Below are 16,439 nucleotides of genomic sequence, written 5' to 3' on the forward strand. Positions count from 1 at the left end.
ATCATTCAGTACGCAGTTTGAAGCGTTGCAGCTTGCCGGTTTCGGTGCGCGGCAAGGCCTCCAGGAATTTCACCGAACGCGGATACTTGTACGGCGCGATCTGCTGCTTCACGAACTCCTGCAACTGCGCCGCCAGCTCCGGCGAAGGTGCAAAGCCGGCGCGCAGCACCACATGCGCTTCCACGATCTGCCCGCGCTCCTCGTCGGCCTTGCCGATCACGCCGCACTCCGCCACCGCTGGATGGCGCAGCAGCACGTCCTCCACCTCCGGTCCGGCGATGTTGTAGCCGGCCGAGATAATCATGTCGTCGGTGCGCGAGCGGTAGAAGAAATAGCCATCCGCATCCATCTCGTACGCATCGCCAGTCAGGTTCCAGCCGTTGAGCACATAGTCGCGCTGACGTTCATCATCCAGATAGCGGCACCCGGTCGGCCCCTTCACCGCCAGCCGGCCGACCACGCCCGGCCCCACCGGCCGCCCGTCCCGATCGAGTATGCAGGCCTGATAGCCCGGTATCGGCTTGCCGGTGGCGCCGGGCCGCACCTGGTCGCCAGCGGCGGAGATGAAGATGTGCAGCATCTCCGTCGCGCCGATGCCGTCTATCATCACGATGCCGGTGGCCTGGCGCCAGCTTTCGCGCGTGGCCTGCGGCAGCGCCTCGCCGGCCGATACAGTTTTCTTCAGGCTCGATAAATCAAACTGCCCCGCCAGCGCCGCCATCTGGCGGTACAGCGTCGGCGCAGTAAAGCACACCGTGGCGCGGTAGGTCTGTATGGCTTTTAGCAGAGCTTCCGGCGTCAGCTTCTCCAGCAGCACCGCGGTCGCGCCCACGCGCAAGGGGAACAGCAACAGGCCGCCCAGGCCGAAAGTAAAGGCCAGCGGCGGCGTGCCGATGAAGACATCGCTGCGCTGCGATTGCAACACCGAACGCGGGAAGCAATCGCAAATCACCATCACGTCGCGATGGAAGTGCATGGTGCCTTTGGGGATACCGGTGGTGCCGGAGGTGAAGCTGATCAGACACACATCCTCCGCAGCCGTATCGACCGCATCGAAATACGCCGGCTGCGCCGGCAGCAGCTGCTCCAGCGCGGTGTCGTCCGCGCCAAACCACAATGTGTTGGCGCGCGCGGCGTCCGGCAGCGCGGCCGCTTCCATTTCCGCCCGCAGGTTGTCGGCGCACAGCACCGCGTTGACCTGCGCCTTGCCGGCGATCGCGCCCAGTTCGCGCGCGCGCAGCAATGGCATGGTCGGCACGGCAATCAGCCCGGCCTTGATCACGGCCAGGATGCAGGCCGCCATCATTGGCGTATTGGCGCCGCGCAGCAGCACACGGTTGCCGGGTTCCAGCTTCATCGGCCCGCGCAGCACGTGGGCGATGCGGTCGACCTGCTCGCGCAATTGCCCATAGGTCCAGTCGCCGCGCGCTCCGCGCAGCGCCAGATGCGCAGGATCGGCCGCCGCGCCATCCAGCAGCACGGCGGCGCAGTTCAGGCGCGCCGGATACTGCAGTTCGGGCAGGTCGAAGCAGAGTTCCGGCCACAATTCCGGCGGCGGCAAATGCGCGCGGGCGAAATGGTCGGTGTAGGCGCTGGCTGCAAGAGATGAGTTCATGGTCGCCCTGAAGTTGGAAGTCAATGAGGTATCCGCTGCACTGCGCAGATACTTTAAACTTAAACTATCTCAACATCAAGCGTTTATGCAGATTCCTGTCGCACCAGGCCAGCCTGGTGGATAACAGCGCGCAGCACATCCGACAACACGGCTTGCACCGCATCGTTGGACAATTGACCGGGTGCGATGTTCTTCAAGGCGTCGGCGGCGCCGTGCAGGCCCAGCGTCACGCAGCCCGCATGCAGTCGGTCGATGCGCGCCTGCGCCTCCGCTTGCTCGCCGTTGGCCAGCAAGGTCTGCAGGTCGCCGGCAGCGGCGGTCAGCTGATTCTGGAAGCCGCTCAGGTAGACCAGCAGACGCTCGGCGTTGATGCCCAGGCGACGCAAGGTATCGGCCGGCGATTCGGCCTGGTGGTCGTAGCCGCTGGCGGCCTGGTCGAGGAAACTCACCAGATGCACGCGCACCTGCTCCGCCTGGAACGGCTTGACGATATAGCCGGCGGCGCCGGCCTTGGTGGCTTCCTGAACGGTATCCTTGTCGTTGGCCGACGTCACCAGCACGAACGGCATGCTGTTGATTTCAGCATGCGATTTCACCCGCTGCAGCAACTCCATGCCCGACAGGCGCGGCATGCGCAAGTCGCAAAAACAAATGGCAGGACGTAGACCGTCTTCCAGCTGTTGCCATGCATCGGCGCCATCTTCCGCCTCAACGATGTCAAAACTGCCACAGCTATCGATCAGGTGCATCAGCACCATGCGCGAGACGACATCATCGTCCACTACCAGAACTTTCATGTGGTTTCCTGTGTCGTTTTGTCTGATCTTACATCAATCAGTATTTCTTGCAACGTCCCGGACAGCAAACGTTGCGCCTTACTGCGTGCTAGCCGCCCGCGCCTGCTCCAGCAAGCGGCGCAGCTGCGGCATGGCCGATTCCACCTGCGCCCAGTTGCCATGGTCCGCTTCCATCTCCAGGTCGCCGCACAGCGCCTGCAATTCCTGCTCTTCCAGATAACCGGCGCTGCCCTTCATCCCATGCAGCAGGCGACTGGCAACTTCGCAGTCACGGTGGGCCAGCGCCAGTTCCAGATCCGCCAGCCGCAGTGGCGCATCCTGATTGAAGGCGCTGCGCAAACGGGCTTTCAGATCGCTAGCGCCGCCGCTGTGCTGCGCCAGGCGCGAGGTCTCCAGCGAGGCCGGCGCCACGCCAAACATGGCGTCCAGTTCCGGCGTGCCCATGGCCGGATTACGGCGCGGCTGCATGCGCGGCAGCTGGAAGCCGCGCTGCAGCTGGCGCTCGATGGCGCGGCTGAGCTGGAAGTGCAGCTTGTCTTCGTCGATCGGCTTGGTCAGGAAATCGTCCATGCCGGAAGCCAGATAGCGGCTGCGGTCTTCCTCGCTGGCGTTGGCGGTCAGCGCGATGATCATCAACTCCTGGTCGCGTACCGGCGCGCCATCCGGGCCGCCGGAGCGGATCAGCCGCGTGGCGCTGGCGCCGTCCATCTCTGGCATGCGCCCATCCATCAGGATCAGATCATAACGCGTCAGCGAGCAGGCTTTCACGGCCAGTGCGCCATTGGCCGCAATATCTACCTTATGGCCGAGGTCTTCCAGCATCATGCGGATGATGATCTGGTTGGTCGGGAAGTCTTCCGCGCACAGCACCTTGAGCTGATGGCTGTGCGGCTCGCGCGGCACATGCGGCACCACCGGCGGCGGCACGCCGTTCGGCAGCGGCAATTCAAACATGAACACACTGCCCTCGCCCGGCGTGCTGATGGCGTTGATGCTGCCGCCCATCAGCTCCACCAGCTGACGGCAGATCGCCAGTCCCAGCCCGGTGCCGCCATAACGGCGCGTGGTGGAAGCGTCGGCCTGCTCGAACTGCTGGAACAGGCGCGGAATGGCGTCGGCCTCGATGCCGATGCCGGTGTCGGCCACGCTGAAGCGGATCAGATTCTGCTGGCTGTGGTCCGGCACGCGCTCCACGCGCATCCTGACCGAACCTTGCTGCGTGAACTTGAAGGCATTGCCGACCAGGTTGACCAGCACCTGCCGCAGGCGGGTCGGATCGCCGACCACAAACTGCGGCAGGCTCTCGTCAAATTCCAGGCTGAAGCCGACGCTGTGCGCGGCCGCCTGCTCCTCAAACAGGCTGACCACGTTCTCCACCGCCGCCGACAGCGAGAAGTCGATGTTCTCGATGGTCAGCTTGCCCGCCTCGATCTTGGAAAAGTCCAGCAGGTCGTTGATGATGGACAGCAGCGACTGCGCATTGGCCTGGCCGCGCAGGATCTGTTCGCGCGTGCCGGCCGCCAGGCTCGGATCGCGCAGCGCGAAGCCCAGCATGCCGATCACGCCGGCCAGCGGCGTGCGCATCTCGTGGCTCATATTGGCCAGGAATTCCGACTTCTGGCGGGTGGCGTCTTCCGCCTTCTGTTTGGCGTAGCGCAGGCGTTCCTCGTTGTCCTGCAAGGCGCGGTTGGCCAGCGCCAGCTCCTCGGTATGCAGGCGCACCTGGCGTTCCTGGGCCAGCAGCTGATCCTGGGTCTGGCGCAGTGTTTGCAGCGTATCCTCCAGCTGCTGGTAGGCGCGCGCGTTTTCCAGGCCGGCCGCCGCGTGCGACGCCAGCGTTTGCAGCATGTCCATATGCACCCGCTGATAGGCGTTGCGCTCGGTGCTTTGCACGCAGATCAGGCCAACCACGCGGTCGCCCACGATCAAGGGCGCGTACATCATCGAATGGGCAGGCGCCACCGGCTTGCCGTCCTCGCGCACGCACGGCACCAGCGAATCCAGCCCGGATTCGTCCATGTAATCGCGGAACTCCTTGCGGAAGTCGTTGATGAAGATCGGCTTGCGGTGGCTCAGGCACCACACCGCCAGCTGATTCGGCTGGCTCAGTTGGCGCTGATAGGGCAAGGTGCGCACGCCGCCTTCAATCGCAAACGGAAAGTCGATCACGCCATCGGCTTCGCGCACGAAACCGATGCCGAAGATCTGCGCGTTCATCAGGTCATTCACGTGGCGGTACAGCGTCTGCATGGTGGTTTCCATGTCCAGCGAGGCGCTCATCTCGCGCCCCAGTTCGCTCAGCACGGAGATGTTGCGGTGGGCCTGCTCCACTTCTTCTTTCTGGCGCTCGGTATCGATGCGGCGCTGTTCGGCCTCGGCGCGCTGGGCTTCCGCTTCCAGCCGGCGGCGCTCCAGTTCATGCTTTTGCTGCTGCAACTGCTGGTTCTTGTATTCGACTTCCGCCGTGCGCGAGCCGACCAGATGCTCCAGCCGCCATTGCTGATGGCGCAGCGCGCGCACGCGCGCATGGTAGGCGGCGTACGCGGCGCCCGCCGCCAGCACCGCCAGCACGCTGCGGAACCACCAGGTCTTCCAGAACGGCGGCTGGATGGTGATCTCCAGCGTGGCCGCGTTGTCGTTCCAGATGCCATCCTTGTTGGCGGCCTTCACGCGGAACACATACTTGCCGGGATCGAGGTTGGTGTAGGTGGCAAAGCGCTTGGTGGAATCGGTCACCACCCAGTCTTCGTCAAAGCCCTGCAGCTGATAGGCGAAGCGGTTGCGCTGCGGCGCGGCGTAGTGCAGCGCCGCGAACTCCAGCGAGAACACCGAGTCAGCTTCCAGCAGCGTCAGGGCGCTGGTGTGTTCGATCGCGGTCTTCAGCACGTCGCCATGATCGCCCTGCCCCGGCTTGAGCGACTTGTTAAAAATCTGGAAGTCAGTGATGGCCACCGTCGGCGCCACGCTGTTCTCGCGCACATCGGCCGGCGCGAAGGCGGTGATGCCATTAAAGCCGCCGAAGTACAAGGTGCCATCGGCGGTGCGCAAGGCGGCACCGTCAAAGTAGGCGCCCTCGATGGTGCCGTCGGCGCCGCTGTAGTTGCGCACCAGCCCCGTTTCGATATTCAGGCGCGACAGGCCGCTGTTGGTGCTCATCCAGAGATTGCCGGCATCGTCCGGCAGGATGGAGGCGATGGCGTCATCCGCGATGCCGTCCTTGCGCAGGTAGCGGCGGAACCTGATGCTGCCATCGGCCGCCACTTCCATCTTGTTCAGGCCCGCCGCCGTGCCGACCCAGATGGCGCCGCGCGGGTCTTCGTACAGATAATGCACCTCGTCGTGACTAAGGCTGTTCGGATCATTCGGATCGCGCCGGAAGTGGCGGAACTTGCCGCTCTTGCGGTCCAGCAGATCAAGGCCGTTGAAGGTGCCGATCCACAGCTGGCCGCGCCGGTCCTCCAGGATCGGCCGCACCACATTGTCCGACAGGCTGGCCGGATCGGCCGGGTCGTGGCGGTAGGTTTGCGATTCCAGCGTGACCGGATCGAGCCGGTGCAAGCCGCCGCGCGAGGCGATCCACAACATGCCGCTGCGGTCCCCGACGATATTGCGGATGGTGTCGCTGGCCGGGTCGCCGCGCACAAACGACAGCGAGCGGATCGCACCGGTGGCCAGATTCAGGTGATTGACGCCGGCCGGCCCGCCCAGCCACAGATTGCCATTCTTCTCGCGCCACAGCGCGGTGACCTGGTCGTCGCTGATGCTGTTGGCGTTTTGCGGATTGTGGCGCCACACCTTGCTGTCGCCGCTCACCGGATCATACAGATTCAGGCCGCCGCTGCTGCCCAGCCACAGCTTGCCGCGGCCGTCCGAGATGATGCTGCGGATCTTGTTGTCCGACAGGGAGTTGGGCTGGTCGGCCTGGCGCACGATGCGCGCAAAGCCGCCGCTGCCCATGTCGACCCGGCTGACGCCATCGTTCCAGGTGCCGACCCAGAAAGTGCCCAGGCGGTCGCGGTACATGGAGGAGATCTGGTTGTCGGCCACGCTGTGGGTATCGCTGACCTGGTGCCGGTACTGGACCAGCCTTTCTTCCGACGGCATCCAGCGGAACAAGCCATCGGCCAGCGAGCCGACCCAAAGATTGGTTTCGGCGTCCTCGTACAAGGTGGTGATGCTGACGCCGGGCCTCAGCCCCTCGCGCAGGCCGAGGCGGCGGCGCTGCGGCTCCGCGCCCAGCAGGCGCCATTGTTCCAGCCCGGCCTGGGTGCCAACCCACAGCGTCTGCGCGCTATCGACCTGCAGCGCGATCACGGAATTGAACTTGCTGTCGCCGCTGGCGTCGATGGCGTAGTGCTGGAAGCGCGTGCCGCCCGGCGGCAGCATGTCCAGCCCGGACGCCGTGCCCACCCACAAACGGCCGGTGGCGTCGCGCGCCAGCGCATTCACATGGTCGTTGGCCAGGCTGCCGGCATCGGCCGGGTCATGGTGCCAGCTGGTGAAGCGCTTGCTGACCGGGTCGAAGTGATGCAGGCCGTCTGCGGTGGCGACCCACAGGCCGCCCAGGCCATCGTCCGCAATCGCGCGCACATGGCGGTTGCCATTGCCGCGCTGCGACGATTCGCGCGGCAGGTAATGGGTGAAGGTCTTGGTGGCCGAGTCATAGCGATCCAGGCCGCCGTCCGTGCCCACCCACAGCTGGCCGGAGCGGTCCAAATGCAGCACGCGCACCCAGTTGTCGGCCAGGCTGCGCGGGTCGGACACGGCGCTTTTGTAGGTGATGGTGCGGTAGCCGTCAAAGCGGGTCAGGCCGGCCTGTGTGCCGAGCCAGATGAAGCCTTGCTTGTCCTGCACGATGGACAGCACGGTTTCCTGCGCCAGCCCGTGCTCCACGCTGAGCTGCTCGAAACGCAAGGTGCGCGGCGGCGCGGCGGCCGATGCCGCGCCCTGCCACAACATCAGCAGCGGCAGCAGAGGCAATAACACTCGGCGGCAAAGGCGTTTAAGGCACAACATGCATCAGGATTCAAAGAAGGCCAGCACATCGCTCTTGCGCGCATGGGTGTCGCGCTGGCCGAGACGAATCAACTCGCAAGTGTAGGTGGATTCAAACAGCAGATAGGAAGCCAGCGCCGCGCCGCGCGCCTCGGTGGCGCCAATGCCGGACAACATGGTGCGGATCGGCGCCGGCAGGCTGGCGATGTGGCGGCTGGCGATATCGTCCAGCCGTTCGGACGGCGCGATCACCAGCAGCTTGATCGGCTTGAGCGGCGTCTTCTCAAGGTACTCGGGCGGCAGCAGTGACAAGGTCTTGTTGACCCGCTCCAGCCGCTCGATATCGACCGCCAGGCTGTCGAGGAAGATCGACGACATGGCATGGCCGGCGATCTGCGCCAGGCTGGGATAGCGCGCCGCATTCTTTTCGGCGGCGCTGCGCGGCGGCTCGGTCAGGCGGCCGGCGCCCACCACCAGCACCTTGCTGGCGCCCAGATGGATGGCCGGCGAGATCGGCGCCAGCTGGCGCATCGAACCGTCGCCGCAGTATTCGCGGTGGCCGCCCATGTACAGCGGCGTGGCCGGGAAGATGAAGGGAATCGCGGACGACGCCAGCAGGTGCTCGACGCCGATCTGGTCCTGCAGCGCCACGCGCTGCATGCGTATCCACGGCGCGATGTCGGCGGCGGTCTGGTAAAACGTCAGGTGATTGCCGCCGGTGTAGGACGAGGCGGTGACGGCCAGCGCGTGCAGCAGGCCTTCGGACAGCACCGTGTCCAGGCGCGGCAAATCCAGCATGCGGTGCAGCAGGCCGACCAGCGGCGTGTTATCCAGCAGGGAGGCCGGCGGCGCCGCGCGCCATTTGCGCAGCAGCCAGCCGAAGGACAGCAGCGACAGCCAGCGCGCGCCGGAACGGATCACGCCCAGCGAATCGGCGCGGTAGACTTCTTCCACCTGGATGTGCTGCCAGACGTCGAGCAGCTTTTGCACGCCCTCGCCAAAGTTATCGGCGCGGCAGGCCAGCGCCGTGGCGTTGATTGCCCCGGCCGAGGTACCGCAAATGATGTCGAACGGATTGCGGGCCGGCGGCCAGCCCTCCTCCCACAAAATCTCCGATATTGCCTGCAGCACGCCGACCTGATAGGCGGCACGGGCGCCGCCCCCGGTCAGGATCAGGCCTGTTTTCTTATCTCGTCCCATGTTGCAAGATTAGCAGGGTCTATGCCGTTTGGGGAGGTTAATCCCCTAAAACCACACCTTCCCGGCGCGGATCGGCGCCGCCGAACCACTCTTCCTTGCCGTTGACGGTGCGGCGCTGGATGCCCTGCAGGCCGGAATTCTGGTCGTATTCGCGGATATCGTGGCCGCGCGCCTTGAGCTGCTCCACCACCGCGCGGCTGACGCGTCCCGCTTCCAGCTCGGTCGGGCCATTGCGGCTGCCGAGATTGGGCAGGCTGATGGCCTGCTGCACATCCAGCCCCCAATCCAGCGTCCCGACCAGCACCTTGGCCACGTAGTTGATGATGGCCGAACCGCCCGGCGAACCGGTGGCCAGCACCAGCTTGTGGGTGCCTTTGTCGAACACCAGCGTTGGCGACATGGCGCTGCGCGGACGCTTGCCCGGCTGGACGCGGTTGGCGATCGGGCCGTTTTCATCCTGCGAATCGAAGGAGAAGTCGGTCAGCTGGTTATTCAGCATGAAGCCATCCACCATCTGGCGCGCGCCAAAGGCGTCTTCCACCGAGGTGGTCATCGACAGGCCGCCGCCAAACGCGTCCACCGCCACCAGATGCGAGGTGGATGGCTTGTCGATGGCGGTATCGGCGCCCCATGCCACCTGCATGGTGGCGGGCGTGCCGTATTTGGCGCGGCCCATGGATTGCTCGCCGATCAGCGAGGCGCGCTGCTTCAGGTAAGCCTTGTCCAGCATGGCGCTCACGCCTTTGCCGGGCAGCGGCACGAAGTCGGTATCGGCCACATAGCGGTTGCGGTCCGCGTAGGCCAGGCGGCCGGCTTCCGTAAACAGGTGGATGCCTTCGGCGGTCAGCTGGCCATTCACCGGCTTGTACGGGCTGATGTCCTTGTTTTCCAAAATGCCCAACATCTGGGCGATGGCGATGCCGCCGGACGATGGCGGCGGCGCGCCGCACACGGTCCATTTTTTATAGTCGCTGCAGACCGGATCGCGCTCCTTGGCCTGGTAGCCGGCGATGTCGGCGGCGGTCAGCTTGCCGGGATTGGTCGGATGCGAGGCCACCTTGGCGGCGATGTCGCTGGCGATGCGGCCCTTGTAGAAAGCATCGGCGCCGCCGTCCGCTATTTCGCGCAGGGTGCGCGCCAGCTCGGGATTCTTCAGCAGGTAGCCGACGGCACGCGGCTTGCCTTGCGCATCAAAGAAGTAGGCGCGCGCCACCGGATCACGCGCCAGGAATTTATCGTAGGAGATCAGCGCGTTCAAACGCGGGCTGACCGCAAAGCCGTTTTCCGCCAGCTGAATGGCCGGCTGGAACAGGGTTTTCCACGGCAGTTTGCCGTGCTGCTTGTGCGCCAGCTCCAGCATGCGCAGCACGCCCGGCGCGCCGGTGGAGCGGCCGCCCACCACGCCCACTTCGCGCGAGACCGGCTTGCCGTCCTTGTCCTGGAACAGATGTTCGTCCGCCGCGGCGGGCGCGGTTTCACGGCCGTCATACGCTTGCACGCGCTTGCCGTCCGAGTACATCAGGAAGGAACCGCCGCCGATGCCGGACGATTGCGGCTCCACCAGCGTCAGCACCATCTGCACCGCGATGGCCGCGTCGATGGCGCTGCCGCCCTGCTTCAGCATCTGATAACCCGCTTGCGTGGCGAGCGGATTGGCGGCGGCCACCATGAACTTCTGCGACGACTTGCCGGCTTTCTCGGCATAGCCGGTGGCGATTTCGGGCGCGGCGTCCGGCGTCGCGCGCTGCGCGTAGACTGGCGCCTGCAAGGCGCCCATGAGTGCGACGCTGAGCGCCAGTACGGTCATCCGATGCATGGAGACTCCGGTGATCAGCGCGCGACCACGAAGGCGCCGGCGCCAATCAGAATCAGTCCGATGATCTTGGTCGGCGTCAGCGCTTCATGCAGCAGCATGGTGCCAAGCAGCGTCACCATCACGATGGTCACCGCCGTCATGAACGGATAGGCGAGACTGATTTCAAGCCGCGCCAGCGCGATGGCATAGCAGACGAAGCCCAGCGCGTAAGCCGTGCCGGCGCCGCCCAGCCAGGCCAGACGCACCAGATTGATGCCGGTGCCGGCCTGGCTGGACATCTTGATGAGGAAAGTGGCGGAGGCACTCGCAACGGAAGCCAGCACCAACCAGAGGTAACCCGCGATAGATGTAGTATTCATACGCGGATTATACAGCCCTCCCCGGCTTACTTGGGTTGCATGCGAATCGCACCGTCCAGGCGAATGGTTTCGCCATTCAGCATCGGGTTCTCGATGATGGCTTTGGCCAGCTGCGCATATTCACCCGGCTTGCCCAGGCGCGGCGGGAACGGCACCATGGCGCCCAGCGCATCCTGTACTTCCTGCGGCATGCCCATCAACATCGGCGTTTCAAAGATGCCGGGGGCGATGGTCATCACGCGGATGCCGTTGCGCGACAGGTCGCGTGCCATTGGCAGCGTCAGGCCGGCCACGGCGGCCTTGGAGGCGGCATAGGCGGCCTGGCCGATCTGGCCGTCAAAGGCCGCCACCGAGGCGGTGTTGATGATGAGGCCGCGCTCGCCGGTGTCCAGCGGCGCGTTCTTGCTCATGGCATCCGCCGCCAGGCGCGCCATGTTGAAGGTGCCGATCAGGTTGATGCTGACCACGCGCTGGAACAGCTCCAGCGGATGCGGGCCATCCTTGCCGACCGTCTTGGCGGCTGGCGCCACACCGGCGCAGTTGATCACGCCGCGCAGCGTGCCTTGCGCCAGCGCGGCCGCCACCACGGCCTGGCCATCGGCTTCCGAGGTAACGTCGCACTTGACGAAGGTGCCGTTCAGCTCGGCCGCCAGCGCCTGGCCGGCTTCGGCCTGCACGTCCGCCAGCACCACCTTGCCGCCCTGCTCCACGATCATGCGCGCCGCGCCGGCGCCCAGTCCCGAAGCGCCGCCGGTGATGATGAATACCTGATCCTTGATTTGCATGCCTGTCTCCTGTTTTTGCTATTTGACGTTTACGTAAACGTCAGCATTATAGCAAGGCAGGCGGGATCGCATCCAATCGGGCCACTTCATAGGTGGGCACGGCTTCCGAGGTGTTGGGCAGATGGTCCGGATTGAACCAGCAGCTGTCGATGCCATAGCGGTTGGCGCCGAGGATGTCGGCGTCCAGCCGGTCGCCAACGATGATGGTTTCAGCCTTGCCGGCGGCGCGCGCCATGCCGACCGCATAGTCGAAGAAGCGGCTGTCCGGCTTGGCGTAGCCGCAGGCTTCCGAGGTGGCGATGAAGGAAATGTACTGGCCCAGCCCGGAAGCGGCGATGCGGCGCTGCTGAATGGCGTCCACGCCATTGGTGATGATGCCCACCTCGCCGGCCGCCGCCAGTTGCGCGCACAGCGCCTGGGCGCCATCGATCAGCACCACGGTTTCGGACAGCGATTCCAGGTACAGCGCGCTGGCCGCGGCCGGATCGAGCGCCAGCCCGTTGGCCGCGAAGGTCTGACGGAAGCGTTCCACCTTGAGGAATTCCTTGGTCACGCCGCCGGTTTCAAAACTGCGCCACAGCGCGGTATTGATGGCCTGATATTGGGCGAACAGGCTGTCGCTCACCTCGTGGTGGCCCAGCTGCTGCACAGTTCTCACAAAAGACAGCCGCTCGGAAGCCTTGAAGTCCAGCAGCGTGTCGTCCAGATCAAAAAGAAAAAGTCGGTATCTCATTGTCGACAGTATACTTCAGCCCACCAGTTAAGCCTGTCGTTCCGGCGAAAGCCGGAACCTATAAAACGCCTGAGCTGTGTTAACGCTGGCTTACTATGGATTCCGGCCTGCGCTGGAATGACAGTTCAGGCACTAACTGAACGGCATCAGCCCACCAGCGGAGGAATTATGACGGTACACAACTACAAGCTCACGGTGACATGGTCCGGCAATCGCGGCACCGGCACCTCGGGCTATCGCGACTATGAGCGCAGCCACGTCATCAGCGCGGACGGCAAGCCGTCGATTCCCGGCTCGTCCGACCCGGCGTTTCGCGGCGATGCCACGCGCTGGAATCCGGAAGAATTGCTGCTGGCATCCGCCTCGGCCTGCCACAAGCTGTGGTATCTGCACTTGTGCGCCGACGCCGGCATCGTGGTCACGGCGTATGAGGACCATGCGCAGGGCACGATGAACGGCGACCGCTTCGAACGCATCGTGCTGCGTCCGCGCGTCACCATTGCCGCCGGCGACCGCGCACTGGCCATGCGCCTGCATCACCAGGCCCATGCGCAATGCTACATCGCCAAATCGGTCAATTTCCCGATCGATTGTGAGCCTAGCATTGAATAGTGGCGCCTGAGCGGTTGCACACCTTGCCCGACGGCGTGACCACCGCGCCGGCGCCGAGACTGTTGTAGCGCACGCCATTGGCGCCATAGCAGCCGGCGGCGTCGCAACTGGTGGTGGGCACTGGCGGCTTGACGATGCCGTCCAGCGCCGGCAGCGGCGGTGAAGTCGGCATCGCCACCTTGGGCGGCGGCTTGGTCTGCGGCATGCGCTGTATGATCTGCGGCACCGGACGGCGCGGCATCGGCACCTTGGCCGGCGCGGTGCGGCAAGGCTCTACCGCCAGCGACTTGCCATCCTCGCTGAGCGTGCAGACCGGCAACTTGGCGTATTCCTCATTGTCCACCGGCTCGGCCCAGGCATTGCTGCAGACCAGCATGCCGAACACGAGCGTGGCAGTCATGGCGGCTGGCTTGATGATGTGCATGGCGTTCCCTCCCTGGCTTCATTATTAGCCGCGCACGGGTGGGAGGGAAGCCATGGAAACAATTCGTAACCTTACTGCTGGACCGGCATCGGCGGCGGCGGCGGCACCTCGGCCGGCGCCACCAGCGCCGGCGGATGGGCCGGCGGCACCGATACCGCCAGCCAGCCGGCCGCCGGCAACAGCGGCACCAGCAACAGCGCCACGATGTTGATGATCTTGATCAGCGGATTGACCGCCGGCCCGGCGGTGTCCTTGTAGGGATCGCCCACGGTGTCGCCGGTGACGGCCGCCTTGTGCGCATCCGAACCCTTGCCGCCGTGATGGCCGTCTTCGATGTATTTCTTGGCGTTATCCCAGGCACCGCCGCCGGTGGTCATGGAAATCGCCACGAACAGGCCGGTGATGATGGTGCCCATCAGCATGCCGCCCAGCGCGGCCGCCCCCAGCAGCATGCCCACCAGAATCGGCACAATCACCGGCAGCAGCGACGGCACGATCATTTCCTTGATGGCCGACGCGGTCAGCATGTCGACCGCCTTGTCGTACTGCGGCTTGCCGGTGCCTTCCATGATGCCCGGGATGTCGCGGAACTGGCGGCGCACTTCCACCACCACCGCGCCGGCCGCGCGTCCCACCGCCTCCATCGCCATGGCGCCAAACAGGTAAGGCACCAGGCCGCCGATGATCAGGCCGACGATCACCATCGGATTCGACAGGTCGAAAGTAATGCTGCGTCCGGCCGATTCCAGCGCATGCGTGTAGTCGGCAAACAGCACCAGCGCCGCCAGCCCGGCCGAGCCGATGGCGTAGCCCTTGGTCACGGCCTTGGTGGTATTGCCCACCGCGTCCAGCGGATCGGTAATCGCGCGCACCGAATCCGGCATGCCCGACATTTCAGCGATGCCGCCGGCGTTGTCGGTGATCGGGCCGTAGGCGTCCAGCGCCACCACGATGCCGGCCATGGACAGCATGGCGGTGGCCGCAATCGCCACGCCGTACAGCTGGCCCAGCTGGTAGGACACAAGGATCGCCGCGCACACCGCCAGCACCGGCCACGCGGTCGACTTCATCGACACCCCCAGGCCGGCAATGATGTTGGTGCCGTGGCCGGTGGTGGACGCTTCCGCGATATGCTTGACCGGATGGAAGTCGGTGCCGGTGTAGTACTCGGTGATGTAGACCATCAGACCGGTCAGAACGATGCCGACCACGGTGCAGCCCAGCATTTTCATGCGCATGGCCGGGTCCGGCCACAGCTGCCAGGTAACCACCACGAAGCCGATCAGCGACAGCCCGGCCGCCCACCACAAACCGGTGTACAGCGCCGACATGATTTTCTTGCCCGGCTTGGCCTTGACCATGGCGCAGCCGATGATGGAGGCAATGATGGACACCGCGCCCAGCAGCAACGGATAGGTCACCGCGGTGGCGCCCGCCGTCCCCATCAGCAACGCGCCCAGCAGCATGGTGGCGATCAGCGTCACCACATAGGTTTCAAACAGGTCGGCCGCCATGCCGGCGCAGTCACCGACGTTGTCGCCGACGTTATCGGCAATCACCGCCGGGTTGCGCGGGTCATCTTCCGGAATCCCGGCCTCGACCTTGCCGACCAGGTCGGCGCCGACGTCCGCGCCCTTGGTGAAGATGCCGCCGCCAAGGCGGGCAAAGATGGAAATCAGCGAAGCGCCAAACGCCAGGCCGATCAGCGGCTTGATGATGTCATGCAGGGTCAGCGACGGGTGCGGATAGGCCGACGAGGCCACGCCGGTCAGGAACATATAAAACAGCGCCACCCCCAGCAGGCCCAGGCCCACCACCAGCATGCCGGTGATGGCGCCGCCCCTGAAGGCCACGTCCAGCGCTTCGTTCATGCCCTTGGCCGCCGCCTGCGCCGTGCGCACATTGGCGCGCACCGAAACGTTCATGCCGATGAAGCCGCAGGCGCCCGACAGCACCGCGCCGATCAGGAAGCCAATGGCGGTATACATATCGAGCAAAACACCGATGAGGATGAGCAGCACCACCCCGACGATCCCGATGGTGCGGTATTGGCGCGCCAGGTAGGCGGCGGCGCCCTGTTGTATCGCCAGCGCGATTTCCTGCATGCGCGGATTGCCCGCGTCCTGTCGCAGTATCCAGCTCCGCGACCAAAGTCCATAAACCACGGCAATGATGCCGCACGCAACCGCAAACCATAAGCTGCCTGCCATAGTGTCCCCTTATTTTTGTTGATCAAGCTGTACAACCACACTGCAAAGGTGCGAACTGCAAAACTTCAAAAAAAATCGGGATGGCGCTGGCTAAAAAAAAGCGGACCATCGGTCCGCTCTACTTTAAACCTTATTTCGATAGCGCGGCAAACGCGCTGTCGCGAATTTGCTCAACCGGGCCGACGCCCTCGATGCGGCGGTACTTTGGCGCGCCAGGCTCGCCCGATTGTGCCCAGGTATTGTAGTAACCCAGCAGCACTTCGGTCTGGTTGTGGTAGACGTCCAGACGCTTCTTCACCACTTCCGCCTTGTCGTCGTCGCGCTGCACCAGCGGTTCGCCGGTGACGTCGTCCTTGCCTTCTTCTTTCGGCGGGTTGAACTTGACGTGATAGACGCGGCCCGAAGCCGGGTGGCAGCGGCGGCCATCCATGCGTTCGATGATCTGCTCGTCCGGCACGGCAATTTCCAGCACATAGTCCACGGCCACGCCGCCATCTTTCATGGCATCCGCCTGGGCGATGGTGCGCGGGAAGCCGTCAAACAAATAGCCGTTGGCGCAGTCCGGCTGGGCCAGACGGTCCTTGACCAGACCAATGATGATGTCATCCGAGACCAAACCACCCGCATCCATGACCTTTTTAGCAGCCATGCCCAGTTCCGTGCCAGCCTTGATGGCCGCGCGCAGCATATCACCAGTGGAAATTTGCGGGATGTTGTATTTTTCTTTGATGAAATTTGCCTGGGTGCCCTTGCCGGCACCTGGTGCTCCTAACAGAATGAGACGCATGAAGTTTCCTAAAACAGATATGGGATATGGGTTAGTTAGTGTCAGATCGTACGAAACTTACCACAAAACTTAGTCTTTACGCCAATTTCAAGCTGATATTCCGTGT

12 protein-coding genes are annotated in these 16,439 nt (G+C 64.5%); 1 reads left to right on the plus strand and 11 read right to left on the minus strand.

Features of this window, described 5'->3' with window-relative positions; all coding sequences use genetic code 11:
* Position 1: 1 nt before the first annotated feature.
* The 8 genes from ABDW57_RS15985 to ABDW57_RS16020 all read right to left on the minus strand — a co-directional run bounded on the left by ABDW57_RS15985 (position 2) and on the right by ABDW57_RS16020 (position 12,300).
* Positions 2 to 1,615 carry an AMP-binding protein gene (locus ABDW57_RS15985; RefSeq protein WP_343731167.1) on the minus strand — a complete coding sequence of 538 codons (1,614 nt, stop codon included), beginning with the start codon at positions 1,613 to 1,615 and terminating at the stop codon, positions 2 to 4.
* Positions 1,616 to 1,698: 83 nt separating this feature from the next.
* Positions 1,699 to 2,412 carry a response regulator gene (locus tag ABDW57_RS15990; RefSeq protein WP_343731168.1) on the minus strand — a complete coding sequence of 238 codons (714 nt, stop codon included), beginning with the start codon at positions 2,410 to 2,412 and terminating at the stop codon, positions 1,699 to 1,701.
* A 78-nt stretch (positions 2,413 to 2,490) separates the two neighbouring features.
* The gene (locus ABDW57_RS15995) at positions 2,491 to 7,371 is read right to left on the minus strand and encodes a two-component regulator propeller domain-containing protein (RefSeq protein ID WP_343731243.1); all 4,881 of its coding nucleotides are present in this window, start codon (positions 7,369 to 7,371) and stop codon (positions 2,491 to 2,493) included.
* A gap of 60 nt (positions 7,372 to 7,431) precedes the next feature.
* Positions 7,432 to 8,607: a patatin-like phospholipase family protein gene (locus tag ABDW57_RS16000; RefSeq protein ID WP_343731169.1), complete on the minus strand. Its 1,176-nt coding sequence runs from the start codon at positions 8,605 to 8,607 to the stop codon at positions 7,432 to 7,434.
* Between the two features lie 37 nt (positions 8,608 to 8,644).
* On the minus strand, positions 8,645 to 10,423 hold the full coding sequence (gene ggt / locus ABDW57_RS16005) for a gamma-glutamyltransferase (RefSeq protein WP_343731170.1): 1,779 nt from the start codon (positions 10,421 to 10,423) through the stop codon (positions 8,645 to 8,647).
* A 14-nt stretch (positions 10,424 to 10,437) separates the two neighbouring features.
* Positions 10,438 to 10,782 (minus strand): SMR family transporter, encoded by a 345-nt coding sequence (locus tag ABDW57_RS16010; protein ID WP_343731171.1) that lies wholly within the window; start codon positions 10,780 to 10,782, stop codon positions 10,438 to 10,440.
* A 26-nt stretch (positions 10,783 to 10,808) separates the two neighbouring features.
* The gene (locus ABDW57_RS16015; RefSeq protein WP_343731172.1) at positions 10,809 to 11,567 is read right to left on the minus strand and encodes an SDR family NAD(P)-dependent oxidoreductase; all 759 of its coding nucleotides are present in this window, start codon (positions 11,565 to 11,567) and stop codon (positions 10,809 to 10,811) included.
* A gap of 46 nt (positions 11,568 to 11,613) precedes the next feature.
* A complete protein-coding gene (locus ABDW57_RS16020; RefSeq protein WP_343731173.1) occupies positions 11,614 to 12,300 on the minus strand; it encodes a YjjG family noncanonical pyrimidine nucleotidase in 687 nt (228 codons plus the stop codon).
* A 168-nt stretch (positions 12,301 to 12,468) separates the two neighbouring features.
* On the opposite strand from ABDW57_RS16020, the gene ABDW57_RS16025 reads away from it, so the two are divergent.
* Complete coding sequence (locus tag ABDW57_RS16025) at positions 12,469 to 12,912, plus strand: OsmC family protein (protein ID WP_343731174.1); 444 nt, start codon at positions 12,469 to 12,471, stop codon at positions 12,910 to 12,912.
* On the opposite strand, the gene ABDW57_RS16030 is transcribed toward ABDW57_RS16025, so the two are convergent.
* The 3 genes from ABDW57_RS16030 to adk all read right to left on the minus strand — a co-directional run bounded on the left by ABDW57_RS16030 (position 12,899) and on the right by adk (position 16,333).
* The gene (locus ABDW57_RS16030; protein WP_343731175.1) at positions 12,899 to 13,336 is read right to left on the minus strand and encodes a hypothetical protein; all 438 of its coding nucleotides are present in this window, start codon (positions 13,334 to 13,336) and stop codon (positions 12,899 to 12,901) included. The genes ABDW57_RS16025 and ABDW57_RS16030 overlap by 14 nt on opposite strands.
* 71 nt (positions 13,337 to 13,407) lie before the next feature.
* Entirely contained in the window at positions 13,408 to 15,546 is a 2,139-nt protein-coding gene (locus ABDW57_RS16035) for a sodium-translocating pyrophosphatase (protein WP_343731176.1), read from the minus strand.
* Positions 15,547 to 15,676: 130 nt separating this feature from the next.
* The gene (gene adk, locus ABDW57_RS16040; protein ID WP_176648666.1) at positions 15,677 to 16,333 is read right to left on the minus strand and encodes an adenylate kinase; all 657 of its coding nucleotides are present in this window, start codon (positions 16,331 to 16,333) and stop codon (positions 15,677 to 15,679) included.
* Positions 16,334 to 16,439: the final 106 nt, after the last annotated feature.

It is taken from the genome of Duganella sp., assembly GCF_039595735.1.
In the GTDB taxonomy this organism is placed as follows: domain Bacteria; phylum Pseudomonadota; class Gammaproteobacteria; order Burkholderiales; family Burkholderiaceae_D; genus Rugamonas.